Origin of the sequence: Microcystis sp. BLCC-F209 (assembly GCF_041928595.1) — a bacterium.
Classification (GTDB): domain Bacteria; phylum Cyanobacteriota; class Cyanobacteriia; order Cyanobacteriales; family Microcystaceae; genus Microcystis.
In genome coordinates, this window is the sequence record NZ_JBHFLL010000115.1 from 1 (window position 1) to 11858 (window position 11858).

General features: G+C 44.9%; 9 protein-coding genes. 3 read left to right on the plus strand and 6 right to left on the minus strand.

The window, feature by feature from the left end:
• Window positions 1–188 precede the first annotated feature (188 nt).
• Window positions 189–1172: a methyltransferase domain-containing protein gene (locus tag ACE1AQ_RS07285; protein WP_008200819.1), complete on the minus strand. Its 984-nt coding sequence runs from the start codon at window positions 1170–1172 to the stop codon at window positions 189–191.
• Between the two features lie 97 nt (window positions 1173–1269).
• Window positions 1270–3612, minus strand: a complete 2343-nt coding sequence (locus tag ACE1AQ_RS07290; RefSeq protein WP_008200820.1) for a hybrid sensor histidine kinase/response regulator — start codon at window positions 3610–3612, stop codon at window positions 1270–1272.
• A gap of 276 nt (window positions 3613–3888) precedes the next feature.
• Between ACE1AQ_RS07290 and ACE1AQ_RS07295 the strand changes: the two genes are divergently transcribed.
• The 3 genes from ACE1AQ_RS07295 (at window position 3889) to kaiC (ending at window position 7470) form a co-directional block, all read left to right on the plus strand.
• Window positions 3889–4818, plus strand: a complete 930-nt coding sequence (locus ACE1AQ_RS07295; protein ID WP_008200823.1) for a circadian clock protein KaiA — start codon at window positions 3889–3891, stop codon at window positions 4816–4818.
• A gap of 581 nt (window positions 4819–5399) precedes the next feature.
• A complete protein-coding gene (gene kaiB / locus ACE1AQ_RS07300; protein WP_002733742.1) occupies window positions 5400–5714 on the plus strand; it encodes a circadian clock protein KaiB in 315 nt (104 codons plus the stop codon).
• A 193-nt stretch (window positions 5715–5907) separates the two neighbouring features.
• Entirely contained in the window at window positions 5908–7470 is a 1563-nt protein-coding gene (kaiC, locus tag ACE1AQ_RS07305) for a circadian clock protein KaiC (protein WP_008200829.1), read from the plus strand.
• 173 nt (window positions 7471–7643) lie between these two features.
• Here kaiC and ACE1AQ_RS07310 read toward each other — a convergent pair whose 3' ends face one another.
• The 4 genes from ACE1AQ_RS07310 to ACE1AQ_RS07325 are packed head-to-tail and all read right to left on the minus strand — an operon-like array spanning window position 7644 to window position 11278.
• Entirely contained in the window at window positions 7644–8639 is a 996-nt protein-coding gene (locus ACE1AQ_RS07310) for a lysylphosphatidylglycerol synthase transmembrane domain-containing protein (protein ID WP_008200831.1), read from the minus strand.
• Window positions 8640–8673: 34 nt separating this feature from the next.
• Window positions 8674–8802, minus strand: a complete 129-nt coding sequence (locus ACE1AQ_RS07315; protein ID WP_374808147.1) for a hypothetical protein — start codon at window positions 8800–8802, stop codon at window positions 8674–8676.
• Entirely contained in the window at window positions 8787–9884 is a 1098-nt protein-coding gene (locus ACE1AQ_RS07320; protein ID WP_110546107.1) for a sulfotransferase, read from the minus strand. Before ACE1AQ_RS07320 ends, ACE1AQ_RS07315 begins: the two co-directional genes overlap by 16 nt.
• A 5-nt stretch (window positions 9885–9889) precedes the next feature.
• A complete protein-coding gene (locus ACE1AQ_RS07325; protein WP_110546106.1) occupies window positions 9890–11278 on the minus strand; it encodes an aspartate aminotransferase family protein in 1389 nt (462 codons plus the stop codon).
• Between the last annotated feature and the right edge of the window lie 580 nt (window positions 11279–11858).

Sequence of the window (11858 nt, forward strand, 5' to 3'; positions counted from 1 at the left end):
TTTCAAGACTCGGTTAACAATTTGTAATATTCCTTGTTGACACCCTTACTGACAAAGAAAAAACTGAAATCAAGTCAGGATAAGGGTTGGAGTGCTTACTGCAAAAATTGTTAAGAAAGATCCCTATAAGGGATAGCTTATCAAGGGGGGATCAAGGGGGGATTTATCTTCAATTTAATTATAACCAGCTAGATAACTGAGGTAAGAGACTCTTGCTGACTTGCTTGCAGATGGGATTGAGCGCGAACAGCGTGGAACATCCCAAAACGACATAAACCCGTACCAAAGGCCAAACGCATCAGCAGAATTGTCGGCACTTCTCGGACAGATTTAACCAACCCAGTTAGACCAAATTGCCACCAACCTTGGGGACGAATCACCCCTTGCCAAATGGTATCAATCCAAGAGGGTAGAGTGGCTTTTGTCCAGTCAGCAGTCATCACTTCCCCATCTACCAATCCCGTGGCCGCTAACTGTTCGGCAAAACCTTCGATACTGGCAAAAGCGGGGTGGGACCACTGATCCAAAAGTTGGCGCATTACAGGACTTTCCCAGAAATTGAGCGGTTTTTGACGGTCATCTCGCTGATTCCAGTCCGCTACCACTAGGACTCCCCCCGGCTTAAGAACTCGCAGTAATTCCTGAGCAAAAACGGCTTTGTCCGGCATATGGGGACCGGCTTCGATTGACCAGACCACATCAAAACTCTCGTCGGGAAAAGAAAGGGCCATGGCATCATCGACCAAAAAGCGAGCATTTACATCTGGGGGTGTTAGTTCTTTGGCCCGTGCCACTTGTTTGGGACTAATGGTGACACCGGTAACGGCAAATCCGTAGTCGCGGGCCAGAATGCGACTGCTGCCACCAATACCACAACCGACATCGAGGAGAGTGGCACCGGTGGGTAGTTTATCCAAACCTCCCCAAGAGACCATTTCCGCCACAAAGTCAGCTTTTGCCTGTAGAAAGTCTTTTTTTTCTGGTGGGGAACCGTAGTGACCTAAATGGATGTGTTCGCCCCAATAATATTCTAAAATCCCGTCTTCGGTCCATTGGTCGTAGGAATTGGCCACCGAGTCCGACGATTGGTACTTGCGAGAGGAAACAAAATAGACGACGATAGCGATCGCTAGGAGTAAACCTAAAGATGATGTCAGCAAAAGTATATTCATTAAATGCTGCTGGGCAAACTGATACAAAGCTTAATAACTCTTAAAGATTATACAACCTTGAGGTTCTGCGGGCTGAGGTCTAATTATCAGTCCCCCTTTACCCCTCTTGGTGGCCAGAAAAAGCCAGATCAGCAGTCTCAATTACCTTTAATAGCTGTTCGATGCGGTTTTCCGTCGGGGGGGCCAAACAGGGAAAAACGGCTAAACCGGGGATTTGATTGGCCACCTCGGTGACAGCCACATCAAGGGTGACTAGGGGTAAATTAGCTAGGGTTTGCGACTCGCTCAAGGTTTGCAGATAAGAGTATAAATCTTCTGCGATCGAACTATCGATTAGGATAGCGTCCACCTCCCAGACAGTGGCTAAAAGTTCCGCCTGTTCGCAACTATCGGCCTCAATAAAACGATAATTCTCCCGAACTAATTGATTATTCCAAATCCAGCTAAAGGAAGATAAATCGGAGAAATTAGGGGCATAATGACCGTGCAAACGCAGCAGAGTCGGAGCAGTGCGCCGTTTTCGGCTAGGAACGGGGGAAACGGTCAGATTTAGGCAAGCTTGCAGAGCTGCCGAAGTGATTGGCGGAACCAGAAAACTATCGGCCCCTTGCTGTTGACTGCGGTTGCGCTCGCAATCGGCGGCGGTGACAATAACTTTTATATCTTGGGTTTGGGGATGGGATTTCAGCAGCGTTAACACATCCCAACCGGACAAGAGGGGTAGATTGGGATTGAGAAAAACACAACGGGGTTTTAACTGACGGGCTTTTTCGATCGCTTCGGTCCCGCTACGGGCGATAATGGCTTTTAATCCCAATTCACTTAAGCGATCGACAAACTGTTCGATAACTTGGGGATTAGCTTCCACCACTAACACCAGACGTTGGGGGGTCGATTGTTCCTCTTCTGTTCCTTGGGGATGAACCGGCAGCAGTAAAGTGAATTGACTGCCTTCCCGGTCCTTGGAGACAAAAGATAGATCACCGCCGTGACAGCGTGCTAATTTTTGGCTGAGGACTAAACCTAAACCCGCACCCTCAAATTGACGGGTGAAAGGACTTTCTAGCTGTTGGAATTTCTGAAAAATCAGATGCTGGGATTCTTCCGGAATACCGATCCCCGTATCCCAGACGGTAAAAGCCAGCCAATTTTCCCAACGATTGACTTTAATGCCCAAATTACCGCCGTCAATGGTGAATTTTACCGCATTATCTAACAAATGCACTAACATCTGTTGTAAACGGGCTTCATCGGCCAGGACATAATCTAACCCCGATTCGATGTCAAGACGATAGCTGTTGGGGAGATCAAGACGTTGGGGATATTTATCGACGATGATATCGTACACCCGTTGACAGAGGCGATCGATTTTGACTCTAGCTAAAGTTAATTTTAGTTGTCCTGTCTCTAGGCGGGTTAAATCGAGGAGATCATTAACTAAAGCCATCAACTGGCGACCGCTGCGATAGATTAAATCGGCATATTTGGACTGTCGGGGGTTAAGTTCACCGATTTTTTGTTCCCGCAGCAGATTGGAGAGACCGATAACGGCGGTGAGGGGCGATTTAAACTCATGGCTGACACAGGCGAGAAATTCATCCTTAAGACGATTTAAATGGACTAAATCGGCATTTTTAACCGCTAATTCCCGACAATATTGCTGTTGTTCCGTGATATCGGTGGCTAATAGTAACCACAGTCCCGAAGTTTTCTCGATCAAGGGATAATGACCTGTCCAATTTAACGGCGCGGACAACAGGCGCCAAGTCTTGGTTAAACCCGATGTCAGCGTTTCCAGACGCTGGGGGAACAGGGGGGGGGTGGGGGATTGGGGAGTTAAGGGTTGAGTGGGGAAAGCTGCCCCGATTTGTTGGCACCAAGCCTGATTTTGGTATAAAATTCCCGCTTCTGGACTGTAGAGCAGCAGCGGCAGCGGTAATTGTTCCAAAAATTCCAGAGGACGATCTCCGCGGTGGGAGAAATTGCGATCGCTGATGCGGAGCTGCGGAGAGGGATCATCGAGAATCGAGCGCCCGAGACAAAATTGCAGTAGTTTGCCCGTGTCTAAGCGCCCTAACAGTTTACCCTGAGCATCCACTAAAATAGGAACCAATGCGATCGCTTCTCCCCTCAGGTTTGCCAGAAACTCACTGACGGCCATGCGCGAGTTCAGAGGGATAATCGGACGCAGCCAACCGCTCAGATCCAGACAGTTGCAGGAGGGGTTTCTGGTTTCGGGGTGCTGTTGTTGATAGAGGAGGTAAGCGATCAGGGCTTGACTCTCAATCAGTCCTAGGGGACAATACCGCTCATCCACCACCACGATCGCTTCTGGATTGCCCGTATTAATTAAATCTAAAAGACTGGCCGTATCAACAATTAATTCACAGGCAGTGACGGATTGATTAAAGTGATGGAGACTGAGGGTAACGCTAGGCATGGGGATAATTGGGTGGGCGGTGGCGGTAACTTTAGGGCATAATTAACAAACTGATGGCCAAACTATTAGTCGTCCTAGAACTCGAATTTACCTTGATTATGACGCTCGCTCATCTAGAGGACCACTCGATTGATTACAATTAACTACAATACCCACTGCCAAAAAGCCAAGTTAACTTTAACTTCTCCGATCTGATGGCGAGGGGGTTGTCTTCTCAACAGAGACAGCCTAACCTATAATTTGTTATTTTCTATCTACCTTGCGGGTGAGAAAACGTTGCCTCCGAGACTGACTATTTATGCTTTTGTCCCAACGGACTCACCCTTGACGGGAGTGAGTTCACCCCCAGGGCTGGTTAATTCTTTGACGGCTTTATTGGCTAATGAACGCTATAATCTAACCCTAGGGTCCTCTTCTAGCGAATTACTGGCTAATATCGAGGCACAGAAGGAAAAAATCGATTGTTTGCTGGTGGTCTTTCATCCTTCCCTACAGCCGACTTTTAATCAACTCTACGAAGCGGGGGTTTTACTGCCAGTAGTGATCATTGTCGCTGACAAAAACATCACTGCCGGAACGAATGACTCTCCCACCTGTCTCTATCATAGTGCCGAATTACAAATTACCGTCAAGGAATTAGACAGCATCACCTCGGTAATCGACCAAGCGATCGCTCGATTTCTCCATTTAGCTCCTAACTGCTCTTTTTCCGAGCGGACTACGATTGTTAACCAACCGAATCCAGTGGCCAATAATCACAGTTTTCTCCTCCTACAACAGCGCCGTTTAGCAGAAAAATTAAAAGAAAGACTCGGCTATTTAGGTGTTTACTACAAACGCAACCCGCAGCTATTTTATCGCAATCTTGCCCCGGAGGAAAAAAAAGAATTACTGCGGGAAGTAAGAGCAGATTATCGGGAGATTATTTTAAATTACTTCCAACAGGATTATCCGATTAATCAAGCGATCGACGAGTTGGTTAATAATGTCTTTTTTACCGATCTCTCCGTGTCGCAAATTCTGGAAATTCACATGGAGTTAATGGATGAATTTTCCCAACAATTAAAATTGGAAGGCAGAAGCGAGGAAATTCTCCTAGATTATCGTCTCGCTCTCATTGATATCCTGGCTCATCTAGGGGAAATGTACCGTCGTTCCATACCTCGCGAGGATATCCCTGATGATTTATCTCAAATGTCGGGGTGAAGACCCGAAGCACTTAGTGCGACGGGATGAAACCCCAGCCAATATAAAACAGCACTTCCACAGGCTCAGTGACACGAAGCACGATTAAAAATAAGTGTCCAGTATCCTGAAAAAATCTCGAATAACTTCTTCTTTTAAGGGTCTTGACCTACTCAGGCCAAATAGCTACTATATGAGTATAGCGGATAGGGTAATCAACCGCTCTAAAAACCCCTGTAGTCTAACCACTACGCTATCTGCACCTTGACAATCAAAGATATAGGGTTCTACTCAATAGTTCTAGTTTCTCACCTGTGAGTAGGTAAAATCTTTGCAGGAACTAGACAAAGCAGTATTTGAAGCTAACGTTTCAATTCAAGCAAACTTTGTAGAAATACAACTATCGTAGGGCATACGAAAAGTAACGCTTAGGGAGAGAACCACCTCTGGGTTGGATAACGCAAGGCATCTAATTTAAGTGGACTCGTTGAACTAAGAATCCCGCGCTTGAGTGCGATGGGAGTGTCAATATTGGGAATAGACTAAAATATCCCAGACAAATAGCGATGAACTCATATCCCCAGCCCCTTTGATCCTAACCTATGAGCGTCTTTAAAAAAACCTATGTTTTAAAACTGTACGTCGCCGGGAACACCCCCAACTCCGTGCGAGCCTTAAAAACCCTGAAAAATATCCTAGAAGAGGAATTTCAGGGAGTTTATGCGCTCAAGGTGATTGACGTGCTGAAAAACCCGCAACTAGCGGAGGAAGACAAGATTCTCGCCACTCCTACCCTCGCGAAGGTCCTCCCTCCCCCGGTGCGGAAAATTATCGGTGATTTGTCCGATCGAGAGAAGGTTCTGATCGGTTTAGACTTACTGTACGAGGAAATTCGTGAACGAGAAAATGATAGCTAGGCCTTCGGCAATAGGTGATTAGACGGGTTATATTTATTGAAGGAGAAATGATCGGGGCGTAATCTAGTACGTCTATGGGAAAGTCAAGAGTCAATGGCAATCGAGATAGTGTAAAGTGTCTAGTCAGTCCCGATATGTTTCTGTGGAAAAATTAGATAAAAATCCTACTCTTTAAATACTCGCTGGATAAATAATGACTCAATCTAACTCTAATAGCCAACCAAATCCACCGATTAAACCGAAAGGTGTTCGCAAAATTAGAACCCTAATTGAAGGTTTTGATGAGATCACTCACGGTGGTTTACCCATGGGGAGAACTACCTTAGTTAGTGGCACTTCTGGCACGGGAAAAACCCTGCTTGCTGTGCAATTTCTCTACCATGGGATCAAGTATTTTGACTATCCGGGCCTGTTTGTTACTTTTGAAGAATCTCCCACCGATATTATCCAAAATGCCTATAGTTTTGGTTGGGATTTAGAAGAATTAATTGACCAGGGTAAATTATTTATTCTCGATGCTTCCCCGGATCCGGAAGGTCAAGAGGTGGTGGGTAGTTTTGATCTTTCGGCCTTAATCGAGCGCATTCAATACGCAATTACCAAATATAAAGCCAAACTGGTATCGGTTGACTCTGTAACTGCTGTTTTTCAGCAGTACGAAGCGGTGTCAGTGGTGCGGCGAGAAATTTTTCGGCTCGTGGCCCGGTTAAAATTATTAGAAGTGACTTCAATTATGACCACGGAACGTATCGAAGAATACGGAGCGGTGGCCCGTTTTGGTGTAGAGGAATTTGTCTCTGATAATGTGGTAATTATGCGGAACGTGCTAGAGGGAGAAAGGCGACGCAGAACCGCGGAAATCCTCAAATTACGGGGAACAACCCACATGAAGGGGGAATATCCCTTTACTATCACCAATGATGGCATTAATATCTTCCCCCTCGGAGCCATGCGTTTAACTCAGCGCTCTTCTAATGTCCGCATTTCTTCGGGAGTAAAAACCCTCGATGATATGTGTGGAGGCGGTTTTTTCAAGGATTCGATTATTTTGGCCACAGGAGCAACCGGTACGGGTAAAACTCTCCTAGTCAGTAAATTTCTGGAAGAAGGATGTCGGCGCGGTGAGCGAGCGATTTTGTTCGCTTATGAAGAATCTCGCGCCCAATTGTCCCGAAATGCCTCTTCTTGGGGGATCGATTTTGAGGAGATGGAACGCAAGGGATTATTAAAATTGTTGTGTTCTTACCCCGAATCGGCGGGATTAGAAGACCATTTACAGATGATTAAGTCGGAAATCTCGGAATTTAAACCCTCTCGTATTGCTATTGATTCTCTATCGGCACTCGCGCGCGGGGTGACAAATAATGCTTTTCGGCAATTTGTGATCGGGGTGACAGGATACGCCAAACAGGAGGAAATTACGGGATTTTTCACCAATACCACCGACCAATTTATGGGAGCGCACTCGATCACCGAATCCCATATTTCTACGATTACCGACACGATTTTAATGTTGCAATATGTGGAAATTCGCGGCGAAATGTCGCGAGCGATTAACGTCTTTAAGATGCGCGGTTCTTGGCACGATAAAGGGATTCGTGAATATACTATCAGTCAGGACGGGGCGGATATCAAGGATTCTTTCCGCAATTACGAGCGGATTATTAGTGGTTCCCCAACTAAAATTAGCGTCGATGAAAAGACTGAATTATCGCGGATTGTTCGCAATGTACGCGAAAAATTACAGGATGAATAATCGGGAGTTGGCTCTCTTGGATTTGGTGGGTAAAATGTATTCTAAGATACAGTACCGCTGGCGAGGGAGTGGAAGGAACCACAGAGACACAGAGGACACAAAGATGGATCGATCCTATGTAAGTTAAACTTATCACAGAGAACCTAGAAGAGCCGGGAGTTGACTAATGGAGATTATTTTGAAGAGCGATCGGGTAAAGTCGGTCTTAAGGAAAATAACCACCAGATCAACAAACCTAATATAATCCAGAGAATATCTTTAACCCGGCGAATTACAGAAATCGCTAAACCTAATTCTAGACTACCGGTTAAGGAAGCACCCAGCAGCACTAAAGAGCCTTCTAAAGTACCGATATTAGCGGGAATAAAAAAGGTTCCAGCGCGCACCAATTGAGCGACAGAATCAAATAACCAAGCATCGGCAAAAGTGATCGGATGTTGGAGAAATTGCATTAAAACATAGATTTCTAAAACTCCGAGGGGCCAATTGAGAAAACCGACGATCAAGCCATTTCTAAATAGGGGCAGATTCCGGTAAAATTCCCCTAAACGATCATCGACACTGCGAAGATTTTCTAAAGGTTTAGCTAGGCGATCGCCTAAAAAAGAATGACCTAATCGATTAACTATTCGGGAGGATAAACGGAATCGCTGAATCAAGAAAAATATCAGGATACAACTGGAGAATATAGCAAGACTTAATCCAGTAAAAGTTTTAAAAGAATTAGAAAATTTTGGAGAAGCTAGGAGCAGAAAAAAACCGATAATTGCAAAGAAGACAAGGGAAGCAGTATTTAACGTTTTTGTCAGAATAATCGAGGCACTGGTTTCTTTATAGCTAATCTGATAGTGAGTTTTTAACATCACTGCTTTAAAACCTTCTCCTCCCAAAGAAGCGAAAGGAGTCACGCGATTAAAGGCTGCCCCTACCATGTAAATTAATAATAGGCGAATTGTCCATCGAGGTTGGATAGGAATACTTTTAAAAGTTAGTTGCCAAGTAAAAACATCGGTGAGGAATTCTAGGAAGTAAAAAATAATTATTAATGTCATTCCCCACCAACCGACTAGGGTGATTTGTTGCCAAACTTCTTGCAGATTTGTTTGGCGCAAAATTACCCCTAGTAAAACAAAACCTAAACCCAGAAAAATAAATTTAAGATATTTCATACTAAATTATTAATTATGAATTATGAATTATGAATTATGACTGATAACTGATAACTGATAACTGATAACTGATAACTGATAACTGATAACTGATAACTGATAACTGATAACTGATAACTGATAACTGATAACTGAAAAAGCTGATAACTAAAAATAGTTCCAACGTTGAATAAATGGCAGCCAATGGGATTCGACTAACTCGATCGCTTTTGCATCTGGGGGATAATTATTTTTTTTATATCCTTGCAGACTGCTGATATATTTCTCAAAGCGAGGCATAGATATTTTTAAGTCGGGAAGTTGCAGTTGATCGTAGATTTTCTCGATTTGTGCTAGGGGAGCTTTTTCTAAATCTTCAAAACGAATTTCTACAAAACTATCGGCGGGTAAATCGGCACTATCTCGCAGGAGAGAATTGAGCATTGGGGGATAACTTTTCAGAATTACCTGCTCGATTTCATCCGTGGATAAATTATCGTAGGATTGTAGTGCTAGTTCCGGTAGGATGCGGGTAAAAAAGTGACGGGTTGAGGGAAAAACTAGATAGGGATTGCGGTAGATATGAATAAATTTAGCATCGGGCCAGATAGCTCGCAATCTGGCGATGTGTGCCGTATAAACGGGGTTTTTAAGTAGTAATTGTTTGCCTTTTTGATGGATGGAAACTTTTTTTAATAGATGAGTATGCCAACGTTGCCAATTGGCGATTTCTTTCTCGCTGCAGCCTTGAAAAAAAACCCCTCGCTGGAAATGATACTGAAAACGTTGGGGAAAGTATAAACCATGGTAGTAGGAAAGGGGGATCATGCTGGCCAGGGCGATCGAGTCTTCTTGGGGGGAATCGGGAGTAACGGCAACGTTATCCACATGGCGATCGCTTGGTAGGGCCAATTCTAGCAGCGGTTGAAATAAGCGGACGATACCGAGGATATCCCAGGGTAATCCCACCGCTAGGGGCGAAATATAGCCAAAATGCTCCGATTGACCGAGTAAATTGTGGAGATGGGTCGTGCCGCTGCGCCAATAGCCGACAATAAAAATGGGTGCTTTTACCTGCACGCGGCGCTCATAAAACCCTGTCATTAAAATTCGTTCTAGGGTAGAAAAAGGCAGTCGCGCCAGGGTAACTGCCAGGGCCAGGGTTGCCGGGGCCAAATTGGGGCGATCGATGCCGCCATTGGTCAAAAATAAACGTAATAGGGTACTAAGGTTACTACCGCAGAGGGGATGAAACAAACTGGACATATTAACTATTTTTTGGCGGTTTTTTGGCGTATAGCTTGGCTGGCCAAGGTTTTACCGAATTCCCAAGCGGCCCCTGGGAAGCGGTGTGCATCAGCGACCACATCTTTAACGGCGGTGATCAGCCAACGGCAATCCTCATCGGAGAGGGTGAGGGGGGGGATAAACTTGATGATATTCATGCCGTGGCCGGAAACCTGGGAGAGGATTTGATGGCGGGTAAAGAGGGGAACGACGATTAACTGGGAAAATAGCCCTTTATTGGCGGTTTCTAGCATTTTCCAGGCGGCTTTTAGTGACCAACTGCTCGGCTCGGCAAATTCCAAGGCGATCATCATACCCAATCCCCGCACTTCCTGCAAACATTCGTACTGATCTACCAGGGGCCGTAGTTCTGCGATAATTTGTTGACCGATTACGGCCGATCGCTCGACTAATTTTTCCTCTTCAATCACCTGTAAAGTGGCAATACCGGCGGCCATGGCCAGATTATTTTTACCAAAAGTGCTACCGTGAACCACAGAACGATCCATGCGATCGAATACTCGATCGAAGATCCAGCGACGACAGAGAACCGCTCCCACTGGCACAAAACCACCCGAAAGAGCCTTGGCAACACATAAAATGTCTGGTTCTACCCCCCAATGTTCCACAGCCCAAATTTTGCCAGTCCGGCCTAAACCGGTCTGCACTTCATCGGCCACAAAAAGAGTGCCGTAACGACGACAAAGGTCCGCGGCCGCGGGGAGATAGTTCGGTTCGGGAATTCTCACCCCGTGACCTTGGATCGGTTCGGTAATAAAAGCCGCTACTTCTTGGTTAATTAGAGCTTTTTCGAGCGCGGCCAGATCGCCGAAGGGTATTTCCTTAAAATCGGCCACAAACGGCCCAAATCCCTGGCGATAATGGGGATCGCCGGTGGCGGAAAGGGAACCCATGGTTAACCCGTGGTAGCCTCCCTGACAGTAAACAATTTGGCTGCGTCCGGTGGCGTAGCGGCTGAATTTAATGGCGGCCTCGACAGTTTCCGTGCCAGAATTAGCAAAGAAAACTCGTTCTAATCCAGTTGGTGCGATCGCTGCTAACCGTTCCGCCAGCAATCCCGCTAGGATAGAAGCATCCAATTGGACTAAATTGGGCAATGCTGCCGTCAATACCTCTTGTAAAGCTTGCACGATCTTGGGGTGATTGCGTCCGAGAGCGAAAACACCAAAACCACTCAGTAAGTCCAGATACTTGTCCCCCTGATTGTCGAAGAGGTACGGACCTTCGGCTTTAACGTAGTGGCGATCATAGCCGATCGTTTTTAGTACCCTAACCATCTGGGGGTTTAGGTATTGTTCGTGGAGGGCAAAGTTTTCTTCTAGTCTTTTTTCTATCAGTTCTAAAATGCTCATAAATTCCAGATTTGATTACTGAAAAACTAATTTTTAAACACCTAAAACCCGATTATGTTGATAGCACATTATCATGATTTTTGGCTATCTAATATTATAAATTATTTGATATATTTTGTCAAGTATTTAAAAACTTATCTAGGATAATGAAACTAATTAACTCTTGTTGGCTAAAGGTTCAAGCGACTTTTAGATAATTTGTTAGTCAGTTTTTATATGGTAGAGGCGCATCGCGTGCGCCCAAAATGTAATATCAGTAAACTGATAACTTATAACTGATAACTTATAACTGATAACTGATAACTTATAACTGATAACTGATTACTGATTACTGATTACTGATAACTGATAACTGATTACTGATAACTGATTACTGATTACTGATAACTGATGGCTCTTCGTTACTTGTTATGGTTCGATAGGGGGGCATAAATTGACTAAATCCTTATCTGGCAAAAGATTTAACTGATTAGCTCGCTCTAGATCAAAAACAATTGACAAAAATCGTCCAATGTCTTTCTCTATAAGGGTTCCATCTCTTATAACCCCCGTCCATTACATAACACAAACCGAAGAACCT